At 73.4% G+C, this 26448-nt stretch carries 22 protein-coding genes and 2 pseudogenes; 11 read left to right on the plus strand and 13 right to left on the minus strand.

Annotated features, from left to right (window positions below; genetic code table 11):
* Nucleotides 1-101: 101 nt before the first annotated feature.
* A complete protein-coding gene (locus ACZ3ZE_RS01050) occupies nt 102-779 on the minus strand; it encodes an SIMPL domain-containing protein (RefSeq protein WP_442304637.1) in 678 nt (225 codons plus the stop codon).
* 125 nt (nt 780-904) lie between these two features.
* On the opposite strand from ACZ3ZE_RS01050, the gene ACZ3ZE_RS01055 reads away from it, so the two are divergent.
* Complete coding sequence (locus ACZ3ZE_RS01055; RefSeq protein WP_467256941.1) at nt 905-2716, plus strand: bifunctional metallophosphatase/5'-nucleotidase; 1812 nt, start codon at nt 905-907, stop codon at nt 2714-2716.
* Between the two features lie 19 nt (nt 2717-2735).
* Here ACZ3ZE_RS01055 and ACZ3ZE_RS01060 read toward each other — a convergent pair whose 3' ends face one another.
* The 6 genes from ACZ3ZE_RS01060 to ACZ3ZE_RS01085 all read right to left on the minus strand — a co-directional run bounded on the left by ACZ3ZE_RS01060 (nt 2736) and on the right by ACZ3ZE_RS01085 (nt 10586).
* Nucleotides 2736-4151: a lysine N(6)-hydroxylase/L-ornithine N(5)-oxygenase family protein gene (locus ACZ3ZE_RS01060; RefSeq protein WP_361164229.1), complete on the minus strand. Its 1416-nt coding sequence runs from the start codon at nt 4149-4151 to the stop codon at nt 2736-2738.
* Entirely contained in the window at nt 4148-5524 is a 1377-nt protein-coding gene (locus tag ACZ3ZE_RS01065; protein WP_361164227.1) for a pyridoxal phosphate-dependent decarboxylase family protein, read from the minus strand. The genes ACZ3ZE_RS01060 and ACZ3ZE_RS01065 overlap by 4 nt, the downstream gene beginning before the upstream one ends.
* A 125-nt stretch (nt 5525-5649) precedes the next feature.
* A complete protein-coding gene (gene pepN / locus ACZ3ZE_RS01070) occupies nt 5650-8133 on the minus strand; it encodes an aminopeptidase N (protein ID WP_363291123.1) in 2484 nt (827 codons plus the stop codon).
* A gap of 181 nt (nt 8134-8314) precedes the next feature.
* Nucleotides 8315-9310 (minus strand): asparaginase, encoded by a 996-nt coding sequence (locus tag ACZ3ZE_RS01075; protein WP_361164223.1) that lies wholly within the window; start codon nt 9308-9310, stop codon nt 8315-8317.
* A complete protein-coding gene (locus tag ACZ3ZE_RS01080; protein WP_361164221.1) occupies nt 9310-9687 on the minus strand; it encodes a chorismate mutase in 378 nt (125 codons plus the stop codon). The genes ACZ3ZE_RS01075 and ACZ3ZE_RS01080 overlap by 1 nt, the downstream gene beginning before the upstream one ends.
* 11 nt (nt 9688-9698) lie before the next feature.
* Entirely contained in the window at nt 9699-10586 is an 888-nt protein-coding gene (locus ACZ3ZE_RS01085; RefSeq protein WP_363291122.1) for a helix-turn-helix domain-containing protein, read from the minus strand.
* A 96-nt stretch (nt 10587-10682) separates the two neighbouring features.
* Between ACZ3ZE_RS01085 and ACZ3ZE_RS01090 the strand changes: the two genes are divergently transcribed.
* On the plus strand, nt 10683-12428 hold the full coding sequence (locus ACZ3ZE_RS01090; RefSeq protein ID WP_442304636.1) for a glycoside hydrolase family 35 protein: 1746 nt from the start codon (nt 10683-10685) through the stop codon (nt 12426-12428).
* A 211-nt stretch (nt 12429-12639) separates the two neighbouring features.
* Here the strand turns inward: ACZ3ZE_RS01090 and ACZ3ZE_RS01095 are convergent, their stop codons facing one another.
* Nucleotides 12640-13422, minus strand: coding sequence for a S1 family peptidase (locus tag ACZ3ZE_RS01095; RefSeq protein ID WP_361164215.1), 783 nt, complete (start codon nt 13420-13422; stop codon nt 12640-12642).
* Nucleotides 13423-13597: 175 nt separating this feature from the next.
* Between ACZ3ZE_RS01095 and ACZ3ZE_RS01100 the strand changes: the two genes are divergently transcribed.
* The 9 genes and pseudogenes from ACZ3ZE_RS01100 (at nt 13598) to ACZ3ZE_RS01140 (ending at nt 22941) form a co-directional block, all read left to right on the plus strand.
* Nucleotides 13598-14431, plus strand: coding sequence for a hypothetical protein (locus tag ACZ3ZE_RS01100; RefSeq protein ID WP_361164749.1), 834 nt, complete (start codon nt 13598-13600; stop codon nt 14429-14431).
* A 57-nt stretch (nt 14432-14488) separates the two neighbouring features.
* Complete coding sequence (locus tag ACZ3ZE_RS01105) at nt 14489-16246, plus strand: ankyrin repeat domain-containing protein (protein WP_467256943.1); 1758 nt, start codon at nt 14489-14491, stop codon at nt 16244-16246.
* A gap of 416 nt (nt 16247-16662) precedes the next feature.
* Nucleotides 16663-17005, plus strand: a pseudogene (locus tag ACZ3ZE_RS01110) (nitronate monooxygenase); the annotation flags it as partial.
* Between the two features lie 11 nt (nt 17006-17016).
* Nucleotides 17017-17913, plus strand: coding sequence for a tyrosine-protein phosphatase (locus ACZ3ZE_RS01115; protein ID WP_363291119.1), 897 nt, complete (start codon nt 17017-17019; stop codon nt 17911-17913).
* Nucleotides 17914-18073: 160 nt separating this feature from the next.
* The gene (locus ACZ3ZE_RS01120; RefSeq protein WP_363291118.1) at nt 18074-19333 is read left to right on the plus strand and encodes a hypothetical protein; all 1260 of its coding nucleotides are present in this window, start codon (nt 18074-18076) and stop codon (nt 19331-19333) included.
* An 83-nt stretch (nt 19334-19416) separates the two neighbouring features.
* Entirely contained in the window at nt 19417-20682 is a 1266-nt protein-coding gene (locus tag ACZ3ZE_RS01125; protein WP_361164207.1) for a DUF4145 domain-containing protein, read from the plus strand.
* Nucleotides 20679-21536, plus strand: a complete 858-nt coding sequence (locus tag ACZ3ZE_RS01130) for a carbohydrate kinase family protein (RefSeq protein ID WP_361164205.1) — start codon at nt 20679-20681, stop codon at nt 21534-21536. The genes ACZ3ZE_RS01125 and ACZ3ZE_RS01130 overlap by 4 nt, the downstream gene beginning before the upstream one ends.
* Nucleotides 21533-22159 (plus strand): 2'-5' RNA ligase family protein, encoded by a 627-nt coding sequence (locus tag ACZ3ZE_RS01135; protein WP_467256945.1) that lies wholly within the window; start codon nt 21533-21535, stop codon nt 22157-22159. Before ACZ3ZE_RS01130 ends, ACZ3ZE_RS01135 begins: the two co-directional genes overlap by 4 nt.
* Nucleotides 22156-22941, plus strand: coding sequence for an inositol monophosphatase family protein (locus ACZ3ZE_RS01140; protein WP_361164201.1), 786 nt, complete (start codon nt 22156-22158; stop codon nt 22939-22941). Before ACZ3ZE_RS01135 ends, ACZ3ZE_RS01140 begins: the two co-directional genes overlap by 4 nt.
* 65 nt (nt 22942-23006) lie before the next feature.
* Here the strand turns inward: ACZ3ZE_RS01140 and ACZ3ZE_RS01145 are convergent, their stop codons facing one another.
* The 5 genes and pseudogenes from ACZ3ZE_RS01145 to ACZ3ZE_RS01165 all read right to left on the minus strand — a co-directional run bounded on the left by ACZ3ZE_RS01145 (nt 23007) and on the right by ACZ3ZE_RS01165 (nt 26363).
* Nucleotides 23007-23645: a TetR/AcrR family transcriptional regulator gene (locus ACZ3ZE_RS01145; protein WP_361623704.1), complete on the minus strand. Its 639-nt coding sequence runs from the start codon at nt 23643-23645 to the stop codon at nt 23007-23009.
* Between the two features lie 264 nt (nt 23646-23909).
* Nucleotides 23910-24440, minus strand: a complete 531-nt coding sequence (locus ACZ3ZE_RS01150) for a pyridoxamine 5'-phosphate oxidase family protein (RefSeq protein ID WP_361623701.1) — start codon at nt 24438-24440, stop codon at nt 23910-23912.
* A 119-nt stretch (nt 24441-24559) separates the two neighbouring features.
* Nucleotides 24560-24931, minus strand: a pseudogene (locus ACZ3ZE_RS01155) (VOC family protein); the annotation flags it as partial.
* A gap of 128 nt (nt 24932-25059) precedes the next feature.
* Nucleotides 25060-25779 carry a vWA domain-containing protein gene (locus ACZ3ZE_RS01160; protein WP_361623698.1) on the minus strand — a complete coding sequence of 240 codons (720 nt, stop codon included), beginning with the start codon at nt 25777-25779 and terminating at the stop codon, nt 25060-25062.
* Nucleotides 25770-26363 carry a PadR family transcriptional regulator gene (locus ACZ3ZE_RS01165; protein ID WP_467256947.1) on the minus strand — a complete coding sequence of 198 codons (594 nt, stop codon included), beginning with the start codon at nt 26361-26363 and terminating at the stop codon, nt 25770-25772. Before ACZ3ZE_RS01165 ends, ACZ3ZE_RS01160 begins: the two co-directional genes overlap by 10 nt.
* Nucleotides 26364-26448: the final 85 nt, after the last annotated feature.

Genomic DNA, 26448 nt, shown 5'->3' on the forward strand with positions numbered 1-26448 from the left:
TGACGACTCAACAACCTTTCAGTGAAAGGTTGTTGACAAGTCTTGAATCTGTGCGAACGCCTGCTCTGATGAGCGATTTTCGCGGCCGGGGACCGGATGTCTCAGAGTGCGGGCGGGGCCATCGTGAACCGCGCGGCGACCTCGGCGGTGACCGTCTGGCGCTGCGGTTCGAGCTCCATCGGCGCCGGCGCGTCCACCGCCTCCGCCGCGAACGCCATCCGCGCCCCACCCATCGGTACGTGGCCACCGCCCTGCCCGAGCCCGGTGTCGGAGAGTTCGAGCAGCGCCACCAGCGAGGAGTCCAGCGCCTCCGCGTACTCGCGCGCCCGGCGCACCGCCTCCCGTACGGCCTGCCTGCGGGCCTCCGCGTACGCCGGGGAGTCCGGGCGCAGCGCCCACCACGGGCCGTCCACCCGGGTCCACTCCAGATCGGCCAGGCGCGTGGTCAGCTCGCCGAGGGCGGTGAAGTCGGTCAGCTCCGCCGACAGACGCACCCAGCCCTGGTAGCCGCGCACCCGCTCGCCACGCCCGTGCCGGGAGGGCTCAGGACTGACCGAGAGGGCGCCCGTCTCCAGCTTGGCGACGGCGTCCCCGTACGACTTGACCAGGGCGATCGCCTCGGCGTTCCGGCTCGTCAGGGCGGCCAGGACCGAGGAGCGGTCGGTGCCCCGGGCGCGTACCGAGACACCGATCCTGGCGAGCTCCGGATCGACCTCCAGGCGGCCTTCGCCACGAACCGTCACCTGGGGTGCCTCGGGGGTGGGCTGCTGCTGTGTCATACCGAACACTTTCCCACTCCGTAACCCGAAAGGTCTGTTGCGACGGTGCGGTCTGAGCCAGAATCTACGCGCGTTGTGCGCCACGGTCGGCGCCTTCGCCACAGAACCAAAGGGGAGAAACACACATGCCGCTGAACCGCAGGACGTTCCTGGAGCGCTCGGCCGCCGCCGGGGCCGGAGTGGCCCTCACCGGCGCCGTCGCCGTTCCCGCCGAGGCCCACGACGGAGCCCCCGGCCACGGCCGCCCGCGTCCGCAGAAGCGGTACTCCTTCACGGTGATGGGCACCACCGACCTGCACGGGAACGTCTTCAACTGGGACTACTTCACCGACAAGGAGTTCGACGACAAGGCCCACAACGACGTCGGCCTCGCCAAGATCTCCACCCTGGTCGAGCAGGTCCGCGAGGAGAAGGGGCGCTGCAACACCCTCCTCATCGACGCCGGCGACACCATCCAGGGCACCCAGCTGTCCTACTACTACGCCAAGGTCGACCCCATCACCAAGGCCGGCGGCCCGGTCCACCCGATGGCACAGGCCATGAACGCCATCGGCTACGACGCCGCCGCGCTCGGCAACCACGAGTTCAACTACGGCATCCCGGTGCTGCGCAAGTTCCAGGACCAGCTCGACTTCCCGCTGCTCGGCGCCAACGCGCTCGACGCGAAGACCCTGCGCCCGGCCTTCCCGCCGTACAGCATCCACCGGCTGCGCACCCCGCACGGGCGGGACGTCAAGGTCGCGGTCCTCGGCCTGACCAACCCGGGCATCGCCATCTGGGACAAGGCCAACGTCAGCGGCAAGATGGTCTTCCCCGGCCTGGAGGAGCAGGCCGCCAAGTGGGTGCCGAAGCTGCGCTCGCTCGGCGCCGACGTGGTCGTCGTCTCGGCGCACTCCGGCTCCAGCGGCACCTCCTCGTACGGTGACCAGCTCCCGTACATCGAGAACGCGGCCGGGCTCGTCGCCGAGCAGGTCCCGGGCATCGACGCGATCCTCGTCGGGCACGCCCACACCGAGATCCCCGAGTACCGGATCGCCAACAAGGAGACCGGCAAGGACGTCGTCCTGTCCGAGCCGCTCAAGTGGGGCCAGCGCCTCACCCTCTTCGACTTCGACCTGGTGTGGGAGAAGGGCCGCTGGACCGTCGAGAAGGTCGGCGCGCAGGTCCTCAACTCCAACACGGTCGCCGAGGACCCGGAGATCACGGGGCTGCTCGCGGACGAGCACAAGAAGGTCGTCGCGTACGTCAACCAGGTCATCGGCACCTCCACCGCCGCCATGACCACGGCCGACGCGCCGTGGAAGGACGAGCCGATCATCGACCTGATCAACGTCGTCCAGGCCGAGACGGTGAAGGCGGCCCTGGCCGGCGGCGCCTACGCGAACCTGCCGGTGCTCTCGCAGGCCTCCTGCTTCTCCCGGACGGCCCGCATACCGTCCGGGACCATCTCCATCAAGGACGCCGCCGGGCTCTACCCCTTCGAGAACACCCTGGAGGCCCGGCTGATGACGGGCGCCCAGCTCAAGGAGTACCTGGAGTACTCGGCGAAGTACTACGTCCAGACCCCGGCGGGCGCGCCCGTCGACACCGCGAAGCTCACCAACGCGGACAACACCCCGGACTACAACTACGACGCCGTGTCCGGGCTGACGTACGACATCGACATCGCCAAGCCGGCCGGGCAGCGGATCGCGAACCTGCTCTTCCTGGGCAAGCCGCTCGACCCGGCCGCGCAGTTCGTGCTCGCGGTGAACAACTACCGGGCCAGCGGCGGCGGCGCCTTCCCGCACGTGGCCAAGGCCCAGCAGCTGTGGGCGAACTCGGACGAGATCCGCAACACCATCATCCAGTGGGTGAAGGCCAAGGGCACCGTCGACCCGTCCCTGTTCGCCTCGGTGGACTGGAAGCTGACCCGGGACGGCGCGCCGGTGTTCTAGGACGGCTCCCTCCGGGGACTCATACGTTCTGCGTGAGAGGCGTCAGCTTCTGGCCCTGTGCCGGGATGCTCGGCGCCTCTCGCGCGTCCAGGCCGAAGGTGGTGAAGGCGGTGCGGCGGGGCAGCGGGTACGGCTCCTCACCGGTGACCGAGTTGAGGATGACGGCGCTGCGCCAGGCGGCGAGCCCCAGGTCGGGGGCGCCGACGCCGTGGGTGTGCTTCTCCGCGTTCTGGACGTAGACCGAGCCGGTCACCGAGTCGTCGAGCACCAGCCGGTAGGCGCTGTCGATCCGGGGCCGGCCGGCGGAGTCGTGCCGCAGGTACGGGTCCAGGCCGGCGAGCATCCGGTCGACCGGGCGCTCGCGGTAGCCGGTGGCCAGGACCACGGCGTCGGTGGTGAGCCGGGAGCGGGTGTTCTGCTGGGCGTGCTCCAGGTGCAGCTCGACCTTGGTGGTGGCGACCCGGCCGGCCGTGCGGACCCGGACCCCCGGGGTGAGGACGGCGTCCGGCCAGCCGCCGTGCAGGGTGCGCCGGTAGAGCTCGTCGTGGATGGCGGCGATGGTGTCGGCGTCGATGCCCTTGTGCAACTGCCACTGGCGGGGCACCAGTTCGCCGCGCACCGGCTCGGGCAGGGAGTGGAAGTAGCGGGTGTAGTCGGGGGTGAAGTGCTCCAGGCCCAGCTTGGAGTACTCCATGGGGGCGAAGGCCTCGCTGCGGGCCAGCCAGTGCAGCTTCTCGGCCCCCTCGGGGCGGGCGCGCAGCAGGTCGAGGAAGACCTCGGCGCCCGACTGGCCGGAGCCGATGACGGTGACGTGCCCGGCGGCGAGCAGGGTCTCGCGGTGGGTCAGGTAGTCGGCGGAGTGGATCACGGGCACGCCGGGGGCATCGGCGAGCGGGCGCAGCGGCTCGGGGACGTACGGCTCGGTGCCGACGCCGAGGACGACGTTGCGGGCGTACGCGCGGCCCAGCGCCTCGGCCTCGCCGTCGGCGTCCAGCTGGGTGAAGTCGACCTCGAACAGACGCCGTTCGGGGTTCCAGCGGACGGAGTCGACCTGGTGCCCGAAGTGGAGCCCGGGGACCAGGCCGCTGACCCAACGGCAGTAGGCGTCGTACTCGGCGCGCTGGATGTGGAACTTCTCGGCGAAGTAGAACGGGAAGAGCCGGTCGCGGCTGCGCAGGTAGTTGAGGAAGCTCCACGGGCTGGCCGGGTCGGCGAGGGTCACCAGGTCGGCCAGGAAGGGGACCTGGAGGGTGGCGCCCTCGATGAGCAGGCCGGGGTGCCAGTGGAAGACGGGCCGCTGCTCGAAGAAGGCGGTGGTCAGACCGCCGGGGACGCCCTGGGCGAGCGCGGCGAGGGAGAGGTTGAACGGGCCGATGCCGACGCCCACCAGGTCGTGCGGACGGTCGAGGTCGTGCGGGGGGGTGCTGCCGGTCATCGGTCGATGCCGCCTTCCACGAGGGTGATGATCTGTGCCAGGTCGCCGGGGGTGGCGTGGGGGTTGAGCAGGGTGGCCTTGAGCCAGAGCCGCCCGTCGGCCGTGGCCCGGCCGAGGACCGCGCGGCCCTCGGCGAGCAGGGTGCGGCGGATCCCGGCGACGGTGTCGTCGGGAGCGCCGTACGGCCGGAACAGGACGGTCGTGAGGGTGGGCCGGGCGTACAGCTCCAGTCCCGGGGCCTTCTCGATCCGTTCGGCCAGCTCCTCGGCGAGCGCCATGCAGGCGTCGACGAGGGCGCCGAGCCCCGAGCGGCCGAGGGCGCGCAGGGTGACGGCGGTCTTGAGGACGTCGGGCCGCCGGGTGGTGCGCAGCGACCGCCCGAGGAGGTCGGGCAGTCCGGCGTCGGTGTCGTCGTCGGCGTTCAGGTAGTCGGCGCTGTGTCCGAGTACGGCGAGGTCGTCGGCGTCCCGTACGGCGAGCAGCCCGGCGGCGGCCGGCTGCCAGCCCAGTTTGTGCAGGTCGACGGTGACCGTACGGGCCCGGTCGAGGCCGGCGAGGAGCGGGCGGTGCCGGTCGCTGAAGAGGAGCGGGCCGCCGTAGGCCGCGTCCACGTGGAGGTCGGCACCGCCGTGCGCCGCGCACAGCTCGGCGATCTCCGGGAGCGGGTCGACGAGTCCGGCGTCGGTGGTGCCGGCGGTGGCGGCGACCAGCAGCGGCCCGGGGAGGTCGGTGAGCGCCTGTTCCAGGGCGGCCGGGTCCATGGTGCCGTTCGGGGCCGGCACGAGGACCGGCTCGGGCAGGCCGAGGAGCCAGGCGGCGCGCCGGAAGGAGTGGTGGGCGTTGGCTCCGACGAGCGTCCGCACGGTGCCGCCGCGTTCCCGGGCGAGGAGCAGGGCCAGCTGGTTGGACTCGGTGCCGCCGGTGGTGACCAGGGCGTCCGGGCGGGGCGCGGCGGGGAACGCCTCGGCGGCGAGGGCGGCCGTGACCAGCTCTTCGAGCACGGAGGCGGCGGGGGCCTGGTCCCAGGAGTCCAGGGACGGGTTCAGCACGGAGGCGGCGAGGTCGGCGGCGGCCGCGAGGGCGAGCGGCGGGGTGTGGAGGTGCGCCGCGCACAGCGGGTGCGCGGGGTCGGCGGCACCGGCGGTGACCGCCCGCACGACGGCGTACAGCGCCTCGGCGCCTCCCGTGCCGTCCTCGGGCAGCGCCTCCCCCAGCGCCTCCCGCACCTGATGGGCCACCGCCCGGGGCCCGCCCGCCGGGAGGGGGCCGCCGCGGTCCTCCGCGCCGGCGCGGAGGGCGTCGAGGACGGTGTCGAGAAGGGGTCGGAGCTGCTCGGGGCCGGGGGCGCCTCCGGCGAGGGGTGCGGCACGCATGGACGACAGAGTGCCGGGGGTTCTGGGGGTTTGTCCGGAGAGTCGGGTGGTGTGACCCGAACGGGGGACGGGAAGGTGGGCCTTCGCTCCGCGGAGCGGAGCGAAGGCCCACGATGGACCGAGCTCTAGCCGCGGACCCGCAGCGCCCGGCGCAGGTCGTCGAGTTGGTCGACCAGCTTGCGGTGGAGGGACGGGATCGGCTTGTCCTCGGCGAGGTGGCGGTCGCCGAGGGCCAGGGAGTCGGCGTCGACCGCGTCGGCGGGGAAGGCCCAGCGGCCGGCGGCTTCGGCGATGGCGGGGCCCCGGCGGTCGGCGAGGGCGAGGGCGGCCGGGTAGAAGCGGGCCACGTAGGGGTGCAGCAGCTCGGCCTGTTCGGGCTTCCAGAAGCCCTGGGCGGTGGCCGTGAACAGGTAGTTGGAGAGGTCGTCGGAGTCGAACATGGACGCCCAGGCGGCGGCCTTGGCCTCCTCCGTGGGCAGCGCGGCGCGACAGCGGGCGGCGCCCTCCTGGCCGGTGGCGCTGGGGTCGCGGTCGAGTTCGGCGGCGATGGCGGCCTCGTCGGTGGCGCCGAGGACGGCGAGGCGGGCGAGGATGCGCCAGCGCAGCTCGGGGTCGAGCTCGGGGCCGCCGTGGACGGTGCCGTCGGCGAGCCAGGAGGCGATCTTGTCGGGGGTGGTGGCGCTGTCGACGTAGGTGCGGACGGCGGTGAGGCGCAGGCCGGGCGCGTCGCCGTCCTCGGTCCGGCGCATCAGGTCACGGGCGATCCCGCAGATCGTGGCGAGGGCGGCGGGGCGGTCGGCGGCGGAGACGTACCGGTCGGCGATCTGGCCGCGGGCGAAGCCCAGGACGCCCTGGACGACGGCGAGTTCGGTCTCCTCGGGGAGGTGCGCGAGGGCGGTCTCCAGGTAGGCGGCGGGCTCCAGTTCGCCGTCGCGGACCATGTCGCGCAGCGCGTTCCAGATCACGGCGCGGGTCAGGGCGTCGGGGATGCGGGAGAGGCCGCGCAGGGCGGTCTCCTCCGACACCTCGTCGAAGCGCATCTTGGCGTACGTGAGGTCGCCCTCGTTGAGGACGACGAGCGCGGGGCGCGGGCCGGTGAGTTCGAGCGGGGCGGCCTGGGGGACGTCGAGCTCGTGCCGGGCGCGCGGCACGAGGTCGCCGGCGGCGTCGCGGTCGTACACGCCGACGGAGACGCGGTGCGGCCGGCTGCCCTCGCGGTCGACGGTGAGCCGCCACCGCGTGGCCTCGCCCTCGACGCGCGGGGTGAGGACGTCGACGCCGGTGGTGCGCAGCCACTGCTCGGCCCAGCCGTGGACGTCGCGGTCGGTGGCGGCGGCGAGGTTGTCGATGAAGTCGGCGAGGGTCGCGTTGCCGAACTTGTGGCGCTTGAAGTGGATGTTGATGCCGGCGAGGAAGTCCTCCTCCCCCATCCAGGCGACGAGCTGGCGCAGCGCGGAGGCGCCCTTGGCGTAGGAGATGCCGTCGAAGTTGAGGAGGGCGGAGGCGGTGTCGGGGACGGCGTCCGGGTCGGGGGCGACGGGGTGGGTGGAGGGCCGCTGGTCGGCCTCGTAGCCCCAGGCCTTCCGGGTGGCGCCGAAGTCGATCCAGGTGTCGGCGAAGCGGTCGGAGCAGGCCTCGTTGATGGTCTGGAAGCCCATGTACTCGGCGAAGGACTCGTTGAGCCAGATGTCGTCCCACCAGCGCAGGGTGACGAGGTCGCCGAACCACATGTGGGCCATCTCGTGGGCGATGACCATGGCGCGGGTCATCCGCTCGGTGTCGGTGACGGCGGAGCGGAAGACGAACTCGTCGCGGAAGGTGACGAGTCCGGGGTTCTCCATGGCGCCCGGATTGAACTCGGGGACGAAGGCCTGGTCGTACGAGTCGAAGGGGTACGGCTCGTCGAACTTCTCGTGGTAGCGGTCGAAGCAGGCCTTGGTGATGTCGAGGATCTCGTCGGCGTCGGCGTCGAGGTGGGGGGCGAGCGAGCGGCGGCAGTGGATGCCGAAGGGCAGGCCGGCGTGCTCGGTGCGGACGGAGTGCCAGGGGCCGGCGGCGACGCAGACGAAGTAGGTGGAGAGCAGCTGGGTGGGCGCGGCGGTCCAGCGCCCGTCGGCGCCGCGCTCGGTGACGCCGTTGGACAGGACGGTCCAGCCCTCGGGGGCGGTGACGGTGATCTCGAAGACGGCCTTGAGGTCGGGCTGGTCGAAGGCGGCGAAGACCCGCTGGATGTCCTCCATGAACAGCTGGGTGTAGACGTACGCCTCGCCGTCGGTGGGGTCGGTGAAGCGGTGCATGCCCTCGCCGGTGCGGGAGTAGCGCATGGTGGTGGCGATGCTGAGGGTGTGCTCGCCCTCGGTGAGGGTGAGCGGGAGGCGGTTGCCGTCGAGGGCGGCGGTGTCGAGGGGTTCGCCGTCGAGGACGGCGGAGTGCAGTGCTTCCGGCTTGAGCTCGACGAAGCTGGTCCCGGCGGCGCGGGCGGTGAACCGGATGAGACTGCTCGACTCGAAGGTCTCGTCGCCGGTGGTGAGGTCGAGCTCCACGGTGTAGCGGTGGACGTCGAGGAGCTGGGCACGGGTCTGCGCTTCGTCGCGCGTCAGTACGGACATGGGGGCCATGCTGCCTGATGCCGCCCTGCCCCGGCAGGCGGGTTCGGGATCAGGGCATGTCCGAGCCCTGCGCGTCGGGGGCGGGCCGGGGCGTTCGGAGCGGGCGCGACGGGCGGGCCGGGCGGGCCGGGCCTGAAGCGAAGGGCTCGGACAGGTCCGATGCGAAGGGCTCGGACAGGCCCTACGCCAGGCCCGCGCCGTCCAGGTGGGCGAAGGCCGCCGAGATCCGGGGCCGGTCGTATCCGGCGGGTCCCTTGGCGCCGCTGGAGAGCAGGGCGTGCAGCAGGAGCCGGGCCTTGGCGGGGGCGAGCGGGCCGGCCGGGACGAGGCCGCGGTGCAGCAGGTCGTACTCGGAGCCGGGGCCGCGGTAGGTGTGCGAGAGGGTCGCGCCCGCGCCCGTACGGGAGGCGAGGACGACCGGGATGCGCTCGGCGAGCGCGGCGAGGGGTTCGACGAGCCCGGCGGGGACGTGGCCGGCGCCGAAGGCGGCGACGACGAGGCCGTCGTAGCGGTCGGCGACGGCGTCGAGGAGTTCGCCTCGGTCACCGAGGGAGAGGGTGAGCAGGGCCACCCGTACGGCGGGGTCGACGCTGAGCGGGCAGAGCCGGGACGGCACGGCGGGGCGGAGCAGGATCCGCGGCTCGCCCTCGACGACGGCGCCGAGGGGTCCGGCGCCGGGTGAGGTGAAGGTGGCGATCGAGGTGGTGTGGGCCTTGTGGGCGAAGCGGGCGGCGTGGATCTCGTCGGCGAGCACCACGAGGACGCCGAGGCCGCGGCAGCCGGGGTCGGCGGCGACGGCGAGCGCGGCGGCGAGGTTGGCGGGGCCGTCGGCGCCGGGCAGGTCGGGGCGGCGCATGGCGCCGGTGACGGCGATCGGCTCCTCGGTGGTGCAGAGCAGGTCGAGGAGGAAGGCGGTCTCCTCCAGGGTGTCGGTGCCCTGGACGACGACCGCGCCGGAGCCGGCGGCGACGGTCGCGCGCACCTCGTCGGCGAGGGCCGCGAGGTCCTCGAAGGAGAGCGAGGAGCTGGGCACGCGGCGGAAGTCGCGGAGCTCCACGTCGACGCCCTCGGGGGCGACGCCGAGCTCGGCGAGCACCTCGGTGCCGGTCATGCGGGAGGCGTCACCGCCTCGCGCGGAGATGGTGCCGCCCAGCGTGAATACGGTGACCCGGGCCATCAGCGTGCTCCGTCCGCGATCGTCTCGTGGTGCCGGATGACCTCCGCGATGATGAAGTTCAGCAGCTTCTCCGCGAAGGCCGGGTCCAGTTTCGCGTTCCCCGCGAGTTCCCGCAGCCGGGCGATCTGCCGGGCCTCCCGGGCCGGGTCGGCGGGCGGCAGCTCGTGCTCGGCCTTGAGGACGCCGACCTGCTGGGTGCACTTGAAGCGCTCGGCGAGCATGTGGACGACGGCGGCGTCGATGTTGTCGATGCTCTCGCGCAGCCGGGTCAGCTCGGCGACGACGGAGGGATCGATGCCGCCGGTGCCCCCGGCCTCGCCGGTGCCGCTGGTGCCGTGGGTGCCCCTGGTGTCGCCGGGCTCGCTGGACTCGCTCATGAGCAGCGACCTTATCCGGATCTCGGCAGGATCGTGGGCGGGTGTTCGGGATCCGGAACGGTGGTGCTCCAGCCGCCGGGGACGGCTCTGCCCTGTTGTTCGCGGAAGCGGATGGGGGCGGTGCCGACGCGGCGGGTGAAGAGGCGGGAGAAGTAGGCGGGGTCGTCGTAGCCGACCCGCCGGGCGACGGCGGCGACCGGGAGGTCGGTGCCGGCGAGGAGTTCCTTGGCGCGGCCGAGGCGGACGGTGAGCAGGTAGTCCTTGGGGCTGCAGCCGGCGGCGCGGCGGACGGCGGTGCGCAGCTCGGCGGCGGTCATGCCGTGCCGGGCGGCGTGTTCGGCGACGCTGAGGCGGCTGAAGGCGTCACGGGCGAGGGCGGTGAGGACGGGGTCGCCGTCGGCGTTGGTGTCGGCGCGGGAGCGGCGCAGGGCGACGAGGAGCTCGTGGACGGCGGCGCCGGTCTCGACCTCCAGGAAGGGGTTGCCGGGGCGGGCGGCGCGGGCGATGCGGCCGATGGCAGCGCGGGCGGGGGCGGCGTCGGCGAGGGGGACGACGGGCCGGTCGGGTTCGATGTAGCCGAGCTCGGTGTAGGTGGCGGTGGCGGGCCCGGTGAAGTCGACGAAGGACTCGTCCCAGCCGGTGCCGGGGTCGGCGGCGTAGTGGTGGGGCACGCCGGGGGTGAGCCAGATGACGGCCGGGGCGGTGACGGTGGTGCGGCGCCCGTCGGGGCCCCGGTACCAGCCGCCGCCCGAGCTGACGAGGACGGCGACGTGGTGGTCGAGGGTGCGCGGGCCGACGGTGGGCAGCGTGCCGTGCTGGAGCCCGACGCCGAGGCAGACCAGGCCGAGGCGGTGGTGGACGGGTCCGGGCGTGAAGTAGCGCATCCAGGTGTGGTACATCGCGTGGCAGCCTCCTCCTCAGCGCCCTCGAAGGTCCAAACTGCGACGATCTTTGTCCATGGACCGGTTCGCCGCCAGAGGGTGAAGGTGAGGCGCATGAGCGAGTTCGTGGTGGGTGACGAGGACTTTCTTCTCGACGGGCGGCCGGTGCGGCTGCTTTCGGGGGCGCTGCACTACTTCCGGGTGCACGAGGAGCAGTGGGCGCACCGGCTCGGCATGCTGCGGGCGATGGGCCTCAACTGCGTCGAGACGTACGTGCCGTGGAACCTGTACGAGCCGGAGCCCGGCCGCTACGGGGACGTGGACGCGCTCGGGCGGTTCCTGGACGCGGTGGCGGACGCCGGGATGTGGGCGATCGTGCGCCCCGGCCCGTACATCTGCGCCGAGTGGGAGAACGGCGGCCTGCCGCACTGGCTGACCGGGCCGCTCGGGCGGCGGGTGCGCACGGACGACGCGGAGTACCTGGCGCATGTGGAGCGCTGGTTCCGGCGGCTGCTGCCGCAGGTGGTGGAGCGGCAGATCGGCCGGGGCGGTCCGGTGGTCCTGGTGCAGGTGGAGAACGAGTACGGCAGCTACGGCACCGACGCCGGCTATCTGCGGCGGGTCGCCGACCTGCTGCTCGCCTGCGGGGTGGAGGTGCCGCTGTTCACCTCGGACGGCCCGGAGGACCACATGCTGACGGGCGGTTCGGTGCCGGGGGTGCTCGCGACGGCGAACTTCGGCTCGGGGGCGCGGGAGGCGTTCGCGACGCTGCGGCGGCACCAGCCGGGCGGCCCGCTGATGTGCATGGAGTTCTGGTGCGGCTGGTTCGACCACTGGGGCACGGAGCACGTCGGGCGGGACGCGGCCGACGCCGCCGCGACGCTGCGGGAGATCCTGGAGTGCGGGGCGTCCGTGAACATCTACATGGCGCACGGCGGGACCAGCTTCGCCGGGTGGGCCGGGGCGAACCGGGCCGGGCGGCTGCACGAGGGGGAGCTGCGGCCGACGGTCACGTCGTACGACTACGACGCGCCGGTCGACGAGGTGGGGCTGCCGACGGAGAAGTTCTGGCGCTTCCGCGAGGTCCTTGCCGCGTACGCGGAGGGGCCGCTGCCCGAGGTGCCGGAGCCGCCGGCCCGGATCGGCGCGCCCGCCGCCGGGGCGATGGACGGCTGGGCGCCGCTCGCGGAGGTGCTGTCGGTGCTCGGTGACGCCGAGACGGTCTCGCCGACGCCGCCGACCTTCGAACAGCTGGGCGTGGACCGGGGCCTGGTCCGCTACCGGGTGCAGGTGCCGGGCCCCCGGCAGCCGTACCCGTTGGCGGTGACCGGGCTGCGCGACCGGGCCTCGGTGTACGTGGACGGGATCCTCGCCGGGGTGCTCGACACGGAGGACGCCGTGCTGCCGGAGCCGGTGGCGGGGCCCGCGGTCGTCGAGCTGTGGGTGGAGTCCCTGGGTCGGGTCAACTACGGGCCGCGGCTCGCGGAACCGAAGGGCGTCACGGGCGGCATCCGGCACGAACGGCAGTACCTGCACGGGGTACGGGCCCGGGGCCTGCGGCTCGACGCCTTCGAGGCGGCGGCCGTGGACAAGGTGCCGTTCGCCCCGGCCCCGGCCACCGCGGGCCCGGGCCTCCACCGCGGCACCGTGACCGTCCCCTCCCCCGGCGACGCGACCCTTCGCCTGCCGGGCTGGACCCGCGGCTACGCCTGGGTCAACGGCTTCTGCCTGGGCCGCTACTGGAACACCGGCCCCCAGGACGCCCTGTTCGTCCCGGGCCCGGTGCTGCGGGAGGGACCGAACGAGGTGTGGGTGCTGGAGCTGGAGGGCGGGGCGGGGGGTGGGGTGGAGTTGGGGTAGGGGGGCGAGGGGGTGCGGGCGGGGGCGGGCGAGGCGGGGTGCGCGGGGGCGTGGCGGCGCGGGGTGGGGCGCGCGGAGGTGCGCGCGGGAGACTCGTACGTACCGGAGTGCCCGCAGGGGCCCCGTACGCGCGAAGGCGCCCGGTGGAGACCCGTACGCACGAAGGTGCCCGGGGCTTCGCGCCCGGGCACCCCGTGTGTTCACGTGGCCGCTACAGCGTGGCCGCGGCCGCCTTGATCGCGGAGGCGAAGGTCGAGACCTCGGTGTAGACGCCGGGGTAGCCGGCGCGGGCGCAGCCCTCGCCCCAGCTCACGATGCCGACCTGGACCCAGGCGTTGGTGTTGTCCTTGCGGAACATCGGGCCGCCGGAGTCGCCCTGGCAGGTGTCGACGCCACCCTGGCTGAACCCGGCGCAGATCTCCTCGGCGGGGACGAGGGAGCTGCCGTACGCCGCCTGGCAGGAGGCGTCCGAGACGAACGGGACGACCGCCTTGCGCAGGTAGCGCTGCTGGCCGCCGCCCTCGGTGGCGGCGCCCCAGCCGGCCACGGTGAAGTCGCCGCTGTTGTACGCGGTGGTCTCGGCGATCTTCAGGTTGGGCAGGCTGCTGATCGGCGAGGCCAGCTTGATGAGGGCCCAGTCCTTGCCCTGGCCGTTGTAGCCGGGGGCCTGGTACACCTTGGTCGACTTGACCTTGATGGCGCTGCTCGACTGGAGGTCGACGACTCCGGCGGTGGCCGTGATGCTCGTGTTGGCACCGGAGCCGTTCACACAGTGCGCGGCGGTGAGGACGACCTGCGGGGTGATCAGGGAGCCGCCACAGCCCATCGAGAGCCGGACCATCCAGGGGAACTCGCCCTGGGCGGCGCGGACTCCGCCGACGACCGGCGCGGGCGCGGCCGAGGCGGTGGTGGGCTGGAGGCTGACGGCGGCGAGGACGACGGCGCCGGCGGCGGCGATTTTCTGCAGCGCGCGGACCAGACTGTGCTTCTGCATGCGACTGCCTTCCTTCATGGGGGGTTGATCTTGATGGCATGAGCCCGTCAAGACGTGGTCCGGATTATGGACAGCGCCCGACGGGGGCAACAAGGAGGCCTTTTCGGCCAGGCGGTGGATGCCCAGGGGCACCGGCCACGCCGCCCGTACCCTGGACGGCAGGGGGTGGTCCGGGATGCCGCACAGCGACGAAGTCTCCCGTGTCGTCCACGGGTTCCCGCACCTCGACACGGTCCGAGCCGCCATCCGCGCGCTCTACCGGCGCCTCTCCCCCGACGGCGTACGCCGTTACGAGACGAGCCTCCCCGCCTCCGACGTCGCCGTCGAGGACCTGGAGGGGCTCCACCTCGGCGCGCAGGCCGCGGCCCGCGCCCTCGTCCGGCACCTGCGGCTGCCCGACGCCCGGATGGTGGTGAGCTTCCGCGCGATGGACCACGCGGCGGGCGTCGAACTGACGGCCGGTCCGGAGTACTTCGTCGAGCTCAACGAACGCTTCGCCCGGCCGGCCCACCGCCGGGACATCGGCGCCGCCCTCGCGCACGAGATCACCCATGTGCTGCTGCACCGCCTCGGGCTCGCCTTCCCCACGACAGCCGAGAACGAGATCCTGACCGATGTCGTCACCACCTACCTCGGCGCGGGCTGGCTGCTGCTCGACGCGTTCCGGCAGGACGGCATGTCCAGCCAGAAGCTGGGCTATCTGACGCCCGAGGAGTTCGGCTACGTCCTCGCCAAACGGGCCGAGGTGTTCGGGGAGGACCCCTCCCCGTGGTTCACCAGCGCGGTGGCGTACGACGCGTGGGTACGGGGCCGGGAGGAGGCCGCCCGCGACTGGCGGCACCCGCCGCTCGTCGGCGCCGGCTGGGCCGCCCGGCGGCGCGCCCGGGCCGGCGGGGACGGCGTCTTCCCCTGCCCGGTCTGCGGACAGCGGCTGCGCGTGGCGCCCGCCCGGGGGCGGGTCAAGGCCCGGTGCGGGGTGTGCGCCACCGTTCTGGAATGCGCGCCCTGACCGTACGTCAAGGAATGGATTTGCGCCGTTCGGGCGACTCGGGTGAGGGTCGGGCGCATGAGCACGTTGTTCGAAGCGCTGTGGAACGGGGACGACGACGGGGTCGTACGGGCCCTCCGGGACGGGGCCGACCCCGAGACACGCGAGGACGGCGAGACCGCGCTGTACCGCGCGGCCGTCGGCAACCAGCCCGTGGCCGTCCGGCTGCTGCTCGCCGCCGGGGCCGACCCGGCCCGGCGCGGCGGCGAGGACGACGCCGACCTGCCGCTCTGCGGGGCGGCCTGCGGCGGCCACGCCGAAGTGGTGCGGGCGCTGCTGGCCGCGGGCGCGGACCCGGACCAGGAGGAGGGCTACGGCTTCACCGCACTGGCCTGGGCGATCCGGCTCGGCCACACCGAGGTGGTGCGCGAGCTGCTCGAAGCGGGCGCCGCCCCGGACCGGCCGGGCCCCGACGGACTCCCCCCGCTCGTGGCCGCCGCCCGGCGCGGCTCCACCTCCTGCGTCCGCGCGCTGCTCGAACACGGCGCGGGCAGCAGGGCGGAGGCGCTCGACGAGGCGCGGCGGTGGATCGGCGCGGACATGGCGGCGGTGCTGCGGCGCGGGCTCGTCGAAGGCGGGGGCGTCGGGGACACCTACGAGGCGGTGGTGCGGCGGGTGCCCGAGGACGGCGGCGTGACCGTGATCGTCGAGCTGCTGCGCGAGGACGGCGCGCCGACCCGCGGCGACGAACGCCAGACCGGCCACGCGGCCATCGCCACCCTCCTGGAGGGCGCCCTCGGCCTCCGCACCCCGCACGAGGAGCTCGCCCGACGCGCCCTGCACTGCGGCGACCCCGCCCAGGACGCCTGGACGACAGCCGTCGCCGCCCTCACCGTCCGCCCCGACGAAACCGTCGCCACGGCCGCCACCACCTGGTGCACCACCCCCGACCCCCTCCGCCGCGCCCTCGGCATCCAGGTCCTCGCCGGCCTGCCGGGTCACGGAGCGCGGGGGCTGCCGGTGTTGCGGGGGCTGGCGGGGGAGATGGGGGCGGGGTTGCGGGGCGCCGGGGGTGGGGGCGGGGGCTCCGCCTCGGCGGGGGCGGGGGCCGGGGCTGCGGCCGAAGCCGGGGCCTCGGCCCGGGCTGCGGCCGGAGCTGACTCGGTGGCCGGGGCCCGTGCAGTGGCCTCAGCCGGGGCCTCGGCCGGGGCCCGTGCAGTGGCCTCAGCCGGGGCCTCGGCCGGGGCTGACTCCGTGGCCGGAGCGGGCGCCGAGGCCGGAGCCTCGGCCGGCCCGCCGGACGTCCCCGCCCCCACGCCCCCGCCCGCCGACGCCCCGCCCGTCCCCCGCGAGCCCGCCCTCTCCCTGGCCGTCGCGCTCGGGCAGTGCGCGGACCCGGGTGCCGTGCCCGGGCTGCTCGGGCTCGCCGGGCATCCGGATGGGGAGGTGCGGCGCCAGACGGCCGCCGCGCTGACCGGACTCGTACCAGCCGGGCACGCCGAGGCGGTCGGGGTGCTCCTCGGGCTGAGCCGGGACCATGAGCCCCGGGTACGGGACTGGGCCACCCTCGCGCTCGCCGAACTCCCCGACGACACCCCCCTCGTACGCGAGGCCCTCGCCGCGCGGCTCGCCGACCCGGACCCGGAGACGGCGGCCGAGGCCGCGCGGGGCCTGGCCATCCGTCAGGACCCGCGCGCCGTGGAGGCGCTGGCCCGCATCCTGGCGGACGGCGACCCGGACGGCCCCGCCCGCGAGACGGCCCTGGCCGCCCTGGAACACGTGACGGACCCCCGGACCCGGACCCGCCTGGAGTGGACGGCACCGCGCGGACGCTGAGGCGGGCGCGGGGCGGGGGGCGCGGGCGGGCGACGCGGACGGTTCAGGCGCGTCCGACTCGGGCACGGACCAGGACCCCGGCCCCAGCCCCGGCCATGGCCCTGGCCCGGCCGACCCCCCTCGGCCCAGCCCCGACCCTGGCCCGGCCGACCCTCCCCTGCCCGGCCCTGGCCCGGGCCCCGCCCCAGCCCTGGCGCGCCCCGGCCACAAGAGGCCCCGCCGACCCCGACGCCGCCCCTCCCCTCCGGCTCCCTCGGCTGCTACCTTCCTCCCAGCACGCTCACCTAACAAATGTTTGGTGGAAAGGTGGCCGATCCGCACATGGGGCGTCCCCACCTCCCGCCCGGACAAGGGCATCGCGCTCGTCATCGTCGACCGTCCGCAGGAGGACGCGTGACCGACAAGACCATGAGCCCCGAGCGCGTCGTGGCGCGGCCGCGGTCCGGTACGAGGCCGACTTCCGCCGCCTCTCCGGGCCGTCCTGGGCGGCGTAGGTCCGCGAGGGCCTGGCGACGCGCCACCGCCACGGCCACGGCCACGGCCACCGCCACGGCAAGGACCTGTCCTGGCCAGGCCCTGCTCGCCGCGAACACCCCGATGCTGCTGAAGGCTTCCCTGGTCGAGGGCCGCACCGACCTCGGCGTCATGGCCTCCGGACAGGTCGCGGGGGCGATCGAGGACCTGCCCAGCCGCGAGGAACTCGTCACCCGGATCGTGTCCGAGGCCGCGCACGTGCTCCGTACCCTCCCTTCTCCCTGACGGAGTCAGTCATGTCCCTGTCGAGACGCGCACTGCTGAGCACCGCCGGCGCCACCGCGATCCTGGCGGCCACCGCCCCGCCCGTCCTGGCCAGGCCACGGATCCGCACCGCGAACACCATCCGGCAGGTCCCCCTCCAGGGCGCGGTCAACGTCCGCGACCTCGGCGGGTACCTCACCTACGACGGCGCCCGGGTCCGGCACGGCCTGGTCTACCGGGGCGACCACCTCGGCAAGCTCACCGACGCCGACGTGACCGTACTGAACGGCCTCGGCCTCACCCGGGTGATCGACTTCCGGATCCCCCTCGAAGTCCAGTCCGACGGCACGGACCGCCTGCCCGCCGGCCCCGCCCTCGTGTCCCGGCCCGTCACCGACAACGGCCTGTACGGGCAGCTGCTCGCCGCGATCGGCTCGCGCGACCCGGTCCGGCAGGAGGAGATGCTCGGCGGCGGCCGGGCCGCGGCCTTCATGACCGAGGTGTACCGCACCTTCGTCACCAGCCCCGCCAACCGCGAACGCTTCGGCACGACCCTGCGCGAACTGGCCGCCCCGGGCGCGGGCCCGCACCTCTACCACTGCACCTCGGGCAAGGACCGCACCGGCTGGACCAGCTGGCTGCTCCTCACCCTCCTCGGCGTACCGGACCGCACGGCCACCGAGGACTACCTGGCCTCCAACACCTTCCGCGCCGCCAACGACGCCCGCGTCCGCGAGGGCCTCCGCCAGGCCGGCCTGATGCAGAACCCGGACCTGATCATCCCCCTCCAGGAAGTCCGCCCGTCCTACCTGGACGCCACCCTCACCGAACTCCGCACCACCTACGGCAGCGTCTACCGCTACCTGACGGACGGCCTGGGCCTGGACCTCCGGGTCCTGGCGGCCCTGCGCGGCCGACTGGTCACCTGACCCGCGCGGGAGCGACGGCGGCCCGCCGTCCCGGGCCGCCGCGCGACAACGCGACCGAAATTCCCCAACGCACCGCCCCCGACATGCAGTTAATCTCTCCAAGCCCACCAAAGCGTGATCGCGAAGCCCGACCGCACGAGCGTCTGGAGAATTGCCGCCGTTGAGTACCGATCTCAGCACCGCGACCGGCGCCCGGCAGTCCGTCACGGTCATCTTCCCCGTACGGCTGCCGGCTCCACCCCTGTGGGAGACCGGCCCGCTGCCGCTCCGGCTCGGCGCCCGCACGACCGACGCGGGAACCCGGCAGACGTACTTCACCCCCGCGGCCGCCCGCGCGCTGTACGGCACCCCCGAACGCCCGTGCCGCTGGCACACGTTCACCTCCGTGGCGCACGGCGACCTGACGCTGCGGGCGATGGAGATCCTGCACACCGCCACCGCACAGCATCCGCGGCACGCCCTCGCCATCCTGCACCTGGAGGTGAAGGGCCCGTCGCTGCTGACGACCCTGCGGGCCATCGGCCAGCGGCCGACGGCCGGTCCCGACCCGCTCGACGGCCCGCTGGACCCGGCCGTCCTGCTCGCCGGCATCGCGGTGCCGATGACCGCCCGGGGCCCCTTCGCCATAGCCCGCCCCTACACCGTCGCCTTCCTCACCCCGCGCCCCGAGCACGCCGCGGCCGTACGGGTCGACGGGCGGCTGCCGGACTCGGCCGACGGCTGGCTGTGGTCGCTCGCGTCCCGCTCCGCCGACGCGGACTTCCCCTCGGCGCCGGAGCAGTTCCCCCGGCAGACCGCCGACACGGTGCGCATCTCGGCGGACTGGAGCGCGCTGGTCCTGCGGCACGGCGCGGCGTTCCTGGGGCACCGTCCCGACACCGGTGACGGGGACTTCTACGACTTCGCCGCGCTCCACTCCCGGACCGTGTACCTGGACGCGATCCTGCTCGGCACCATCCAGCGCGACCACATCGACGAGCTCACCGAGGGCCTGTCGAACGTCTTCGACGGACGGCGCCTGGCCCGCCGGGTGACCGCCCTGGAACGCCACATCGCCGCCTTCCGCAGCACGTACTGGCGCCAGCACCTCACGGCCCACGGCCCGGCGAACGAGCTGCTCCTCGCCTTCCAGGCCCAGTACCGGCTGGCCGACCGCTTCACGGAGATCCTCGCCGAGGCCGCCGACTACAGCCGCCTCGTACAGACCCAGGACAACCAGCAGATCGCAGGCGCCCTCGGCGTCCTGACGATCCTCGGCCTCCCCCTCAGCACGGCCCTGGGCATCCTCCAGGTCCTCGGCGACGACAGCCCGACCCACCTGCTGATCGGCCTCGGCGCAGCCCTGATCGCCACCGCCGGCGCCTTCGCCACCCGCTACGGCCGCATCGTCCTGGCCTCGCTGAGCGGGGACCGGAGGTAGGGGGACGAGGCGGAGAAGTGGCTGGCGGGCACCCGCCGGTCTTGGTAGCTTCCGCGAAAAACAGTGAAGAGGACACGGGCGACGTGACGGTGAACGAGGGGGAGCCGATCCGGTTGTACCGGAAGGCTTTGCGCTACGCGGAGGCGGACCCGGAGGTCTTCCTCAGTACGGCACGGAGGGCGGCGGAGTCGATCCTGATGGATATCGCCATCAAGCAGGCGGTCGGCTCGAAGCCGACGCTGGAATCCTTATTGACGATCCTCTCGGCGAAGGGCCTGGTCCCGCCGAAGGTCGTGCTCGCCGTGCGGACCATCCAGAACTACGGCAACTACGGCAGTCACGCGCAGGACGCCGCCGGTGAGGAGATCTCCACCGAGGACGTGCAGCCCTGCCTCAACGCCCTGACCCAGCTGGCGGTCTGGTACGGCAGGACCACCGCGTCGTTCGCGGAGGACGAGGCCCAGCACGAGCTGTCCGCGCTCAAGCACCGTTCGGGGACGACCCGCCTCGCCGACTCCACCCTGATCGTGGTGAAGGCGGTGCTGCTGGGCTGCGGGTTCGACGAACTCCTCGGCCGTCGCCGCCATCGCGTCGTGCATGTGCAGATGCCGTGGTCGGACAGGCTGGTGACCGATGTCGCCGGGGGCCTGCTGGACCTCGCCGTCTACAACGAGCAGCGGTTGCTGCGCATGCGGGAGACGGACCCCGAGGTCGCCTCGCAGGTCGTCCCCATCGGCCAGGTCGGCTACTCGATGGGCGGCCGCAACTTCTACCTCCTGGCCGCCCGGGACGGACGCTGGGGAGGCACCTCGGGCGAGGAGTTCCTGCGGGACCCCGCGGGGGCGACGATCGCGGTGCCCAAGCACAGCGACATGTTCGACAACATCCTGCGGGCGTTCTCGACGGACGAGGCGGGACTGGCGGCGAAGGGGGTGCGCATCCTCGACGTGCCGCACCACCTGGGCCTGGAGCTCTTCCATCTCAACGGGGACGTCCTGGCGGTCGGCGGTCAGAACCTGCGGATGCACGCCCTGGAGGACGACGCGTACTTCGAGCTGCTGAACTCCGACATGCTGCCCCCGAACGCCCAGGCGCAGCTGCGGTCCGCGGCCGCGAACGTCCTGCTGGCCAACCGCGCCTGGCTGGAGGAGCTGAAGGTGCCGCCGGAGCAGCTGCACCAGGAGTTCATGCGTTCCTTCCACGATCTGAGTTCGGACGCGGCGCGGCTCGAGGAACTGGTGCGCGATCTCGTCACGCACGCCTCGTTCCCGCTGCAGAACACCGGTGAGAGCAGGGAGCGGCTGGTGCGGCACGTCCTGTTCGAGAGTTACCGGCTGGGGCGCCCGTGACCCGGCCGCGCCGTGTGCTCGTGGCCGGGGGCACCAACTTCGACATCATCGTGCACGCCGGGCGGCTGCCCGAGGAGCACGAGAAGCTGCGCGGCGGCGAGTACAGCGCCCAGCCGGGCGGCTCCGCCGCCAACACGGCGCTCGGCCTGGCCCGGCAGGGCTGCGAGGTGCGGCTGGTGTCGGCGGTGGGCGACGACCTGCTCGGACGGGTGTGCCTGGACGACCTGAGGGCGGGCGGGGTGGGCACCGGACTGATCCGCGTCGATCCCGCCGCGAGGACCGGTATGGCGATCGTCCTCGCCGCCGGCGACGGCAAGCGGATGATGACCTTCCCCGGTGCCGACCGCGACGCGGCGATCGCCTCGGTCACCGCGGACGACGTCCGCGAGGTGGACCACGTCCACCTCGTCGGGGAGCCTCGGCCGGCCCTCGACCGGCTCGTGTCGCTGGCCCGGAAGGCCGGCCGTTCCGTCTCCGTGGAGTGGAACGGGCGGGACATGGGGGCGTCCCTCGGACGGGGGGCGCTGAACTTCATGAACGCGGACGAGGCCGCCCGCCTGCCCGACGCGGTCCCCGGCGACCCCGAGGCCACGGCCCTCCGGTACGCCGCTTCCCTGTCCGGTCATGTGATCCTGACCCTGGGGCCGCGCGGCGCGCTGTGGGCGTCGCCGGACGGCAGGGTCGTCACCGAACCGACGGTGGCCGTCCGCCCGGTGGACCGGACCGGCGGCGGCGACGCGTTCGACGCGGGTTTCCTCGCCGGCTGGTTGGGCGGGGAGACCCGGGCGTCCTGCCTGCGCCGAGGGCTCGACGCCGCACTGCACGTGATCACGAAGATTGGAGCTCAGCCGTGACGAGATGGCTCGGCATCGCCCTGTTGCCCAGCGCGGAACACCGCACGACCGCGATTCGCCTCCAGCAGGAGGTGGGCGGGGACCACGTGTTGCGGCCGCCGCTGAGCCCGGAGGGCAACCTGCCCCATGTCACGGTGTTCCAGGGCCCGTTCCTCGACTCCCTCGACCCGGCGACGGAGCTCGACCGGATAGTCGACGCCGTGGACGCACCGGAGCGGATCACCCTGGCTTCGCACGGGGTCGTCTACCAGCCCACCGGCTGGGTGTTCCTCTCGTTGGAGCGGCCCGCCCTGCTGGAGAGGATCCAGCAGGCGACGCTGAAGGCGCTGGAGCCGCATCTGGACCGGGCCGCGTTCGACCCGTCCAAGGACATCTCCCGGTTCACCCCGGACGAGCGGGAGAGCTTCGAGCGGTACGGGTACCGGTACACCGGACCCGCGTACGCGCCCCACATCACCCTGGGGCGCGCCGATGAGGCGGTGGCCAAGGAGCTGGTCCGGTCGGCGCCCGAGCGGGTCGCCGTGCCGGGGACCTGGGTCTTCGACCGCTTCAGCTTCTACGTGATGGGCGAGAACGGTGCCCATGCGGAGATCCTGGAGGAGAGGACGCTGAACCCGCGGTGACGGGAGAAGGTGAGCTCCTCGCCGTCGCGGGCGAGGCCGTCGACGCGGGGGCGCGCTGGCTGGCCGGGGCGGACGCGGACTGGTCCCGGGCCCGGCACAAGCCCTCGGGCGAGGAGGTCACCGACGCCGATGTGGAGATCGAGCGCCGGGTCTCCGCGTTCCTGCGCCGCCGGACCCCGGACATCCCGGTCGTCGGCGAGGAGAGCTTCGCCGGGGGCCCGCTGCCGGACCGGTGCTGGCTGCTCGACCCCGTCGACGGCACCATGAACTTCGCCCGTGGTGCGCCGCTGTACGGCATCTCGCTGGCGTACGCGGAGGGCGGATCGCCGCGGCTCGGCGTGGTCGACGCCCCTGCGCTCGGCCGTCGTTGGACGGCCGGCGGGAGGTCTTCGCCCGACCGGGTCGCCACCGAGCCGCCCGGCACCGTACGGGAAATCGGGCGGGCGGTCGTCGGCCTGACCGGCACCGGCTCCGGTGACCCACGGGCGCGGACCCTGCTGGCGCTGTTGTACGACGAGGCCTACCGGATCCGGCTCCAGGGCGCGATGAGCCTGGACCTCGTCGGTGTCGCCGAGGGCTGGATCGACGCCTGCCTGTGCATCGGTCCGAAGCCCTGGGACGTGGCAGCGGGAGTCCCGCTGGTCCGGGAGCGCGGTCTGGCGGTCCTGGGCGCGGACGGGGCGGACTACCGCCTCGGCTCGCCGGTGCTCGCCGCGGGCAGTCGCCGTGCGGCGCGCGAGCTGGTCGACCGGTGGAGGCGGTCCGCTGCGGCCTGCCCCTGACCGGGTCGCGCCGCTTCGACGACGCAGGTCCCGGGCATCGCCGCTCCTCCCGGGGTGACCTGGGGCTAGGCGCGTACGGCGATTCCGTCCAGGACCATCGACAGGTACTGGCGGGCGATCTCCTCGGGGCTGTGCCGGCCGCCGGGGCGGTACCAGGACGCGGCGACCCAGACGGTGTCGCGGACGAAGCGGTAGGTGAGGCGGATGTCGAGGTCGGCGCGGAAGACGCCGGCCTCGACCCCGCGCTCCAGGGTGCCGAGCCAGGCCTTCTCGAACCTGACCTGCGAGTCGGCGAGGTACTGGAAGCGGTCCTGGTCGACGAGGTGGCGGGACTCCTTCTGGTAGATGGCGACGGCGGCGCGGTGCCGGTCGATCTCCCGGAAGGATTCGGTGACGAGGGCCTCGATGGTCTCCCGGGGGCCGAGGCCGGCGGCGAGCACGGTGTCGTAGCCGTCCCACAGCTCGTTCAGGAAGGTCGAGAGGATCTCGTCGAGCATCGACTCCTTGGAGTCGAAGTGGTAGTAGAGGCTGCCCGCGAGCATGCCGGCCTCGTCCGCGATCCTGCGGACGGTGGTGGCGTTGTAGCCCTGGGCGGCGAACACCTCGGCGGCGATGTCGAGGAGCTCGCGGCGCCGCTCGGGCGAAGCGGTCACCTGCGGCTTCTTCTTGGCGGATGAGGCGGCGGAAGTCTTGGTCGTCGGCACACGTCCATTCTGGTCCACGGGTGCCGGCTGCCGACCGCGCCCGTCTCGCCGGTTTTGGACGAGGGGTCGGGGGGCGGCCGGGAAGGCGGTGGCGTCGGCGGGCCTGCCACGGTTCCGCAGGCCGTCCGAAGGGGCTCCGGGTGGTCGCCTCAGGGGTCCCGGGTGGGCGCCTCGGGGTCCCGGGTGGGCGCCTCGGGGGTCCCGGGTGGGCGCCTCGGGGGTCCCGGGTGGGCGCCTCGGGGGTCCCGGGTGGGCGACTCGGGCTTATGACTCCCGCGCCGGCGCATCGTCGTTCCCTCGCCGGATCGTGCGCAGCGGCCGGCCCGGCGCCCATGTGCGCAGGACTAGCTCCTCGCCCTCGACCGCCGTGCGGACGACCTCCGTCGGCTCGACGCGGAAGAGGTGGAACGGCAGGGGCTGGCCGGCCTCCTTCGCGTACCACTCCAGGGTCCGCCGGTCGGTGATCTCGACCGCCCTCCCGGAGACGCGGACGTCGCCGCCGCCCATGCCGGTGCCCTCGCCGGGGTTGGCGAGCAGCGAGAAGCGCGGGTCCCGTAGGAGGTCCAGCGCCTTGCGGGAGTGCGGCATCATGCCGAGCCACAGCTCGTCGCCCCGGAAGTCCGCCTCGATGCCGCTGAGCCGCGGCGAGCCGTCCTTGCGGAGGGTGGCGAGGACGTGGTGGGTGTACTGCCCGAAGCGCTCGCGCACGGTGGCGGCGAAGGCGGGCTCCGCGGCCTCGAAGGCGGCCCAAGTGGCCGGGGCGGCGGGGGGCGTGGTGGTTCCGGTGTCTCCCATGGCTCCAGGAGACACCGGAATCCCGACAACCTCTGTCCTGATTACTCTGGATTACTCCGGATCGGTGTCGGTCAGTGCCGATCGGTGCCGACCGCCGCTGGCTACTCCGCCTGCTCGGTCGCGGCCCGCTCCCCCTTGCTGCGCTCGACGCAGAACTCGTTGCCCTCCGGGTCCGCGAGGACCGCCCAGCCCAGGCCGTCCGGGCGGCGCTGGTCGTCGACGAGGGTGGCGCCGAGGGCGAGGAGGCGTTCGACCTCCTCCTCGCGAGTGCGGTCCTCCGGCTGGAGGTCGAGGTGGATCCGGTTCTTCAGCGACTTCTTCTCGGGCACCTGGATGAAGAGCAGGCCCGCGCCCGGCGACTCGACCAGCACTTCGGGGTCGCCCGGCCGGTCGTCGTCGGACAGCTTGGAGTCGAGGACCTGGGCCCAGAAGCTGCCCAGGGTGTAGGCGTCGGCACAGTCGATGGTGATGTGGCGTACGAGAGAGCTCATCCGGTCACTATCGCCCGTGGGGAACGCTTCTGACCATCCGATATCCCTGCATCCCTGCATCCCGGCAACTCGGTATCTCGGCAACTCGGTATCTCGGCCACGTGCAGTCCGCCGCCGGGGTCCCGGGCTCAGGCGCGGACGATGCCCTCGGCCCGCGCCGCGGCGAGCCAGGTGGGGAACTCGGCGACCAGCCGGTCGTACAGCTCCTCGTCCGGCACCCGGCGCGGGTCCTTTCCGGCGTGGAAGAAGCCCGCGTTGTCGACCGGGCGCTTCGCGGGGACGGCCAGTTCGTCGAGGCGGCGCAGGAAGTCGAACTGGCGGCTGTCCGGGTCGCCGAAGCCGATGAACTGCCAGAAGATCGGCAGCCGGGCCGCCTTGCACACGTACCGCTCGGCGGCCGGCTTGTTGATCGGGCCGCCGTCGGTCTGGAAGACGACGAGCGCGGGCGCCGTGGTGCCGCTGTCGAGGTAGTGGTCGATGACCGCGTCCATGGCCAGGTGGTAGCTGGTCTTCCCCATGTGTCCGAGGCCCGCGACGATGCGGTCGATCCGGCCCTCGTGGCCGGCGAGTTCGATGTCGGTCTCGCAGTCGATGTCGGTGGAGAAGAAGACCACCGGCACCCGCCCGTCGTCGTCGAGCTGCGCCGACAGCCCGAGGACCCGGTCGGCGAGGGCCTGGACGCTGCCGTCGGTGTAGTAGGGCCGCATCGAGCCGGAGTGGTCGACGACGAGGTAGACGGCGACCCGCTGCCCTTCGATGCCGTGCCGGCGGAGCGAGTCGCCCGCCGTCTTGTACAGGCTGACCAGCGCGGGGGCGGTCTCCTCGATCTTGCGCAGGCTCAGTGCCACGGGCGATTCCTCTCCAGCTCCTCGATGTCCGCGAGCATGGCGTCGGCCAGGTCGCGCTCGGCGGCGTAGTACCGCTCGGCCCATTTGAGGGTGAGCAGCGGGTACGCCCAGGAGGCGTCGGCCCCGGCGTCGGCGGCGTCCGCCTCGGCGCGCAGCCGCATGGTCTCGGCGTGCTCCCGGTGTCCGGCGAGGATCTCGCGGGTCCGCTCGGGTTCGAGGAGGTGTCCGAGCCAGAGGCGCAGCATCGGCCCGTGTTTGAGGACCGGCGGGTCGAGGGGGGCGGTGTGGGCCCAGGTGCGGACGGCGGCGAGGCCTTCGCCGGTGATGCGGTAGACGCGTTTGTCGCGGGAGCCGGACTCCGGGGCGACCAGGCGGGAGGTGGCGTAGCCGGCCTGTTCCAGGCGCTTGAGCTCGGCGTAGATCTGGCTGAAGGACGGGCTCCAGTAGAAGAGGCCGAGCGAGCGGTCGGACCATTTCTTCAGGTCGTAGCCGGACAACTCCCGCCCGAAGGAGAGCAGTCCGAGCACGGCCCAGCTGGTCGCGGGCAGCGCGGGCAGTGCGGGCACCTTCTCGTCGTCCACCACGGTGGGCAGTCTACGGCTCTCTTCTCTCCTCCCCCTATACCTGCTAGAAGTATTTCGATTAGGCATACCGCCGATCGGTTTCGGT

It is taken from the genome of Streptomyces sp. NPDC023157 (assembly GCF_055560575.1).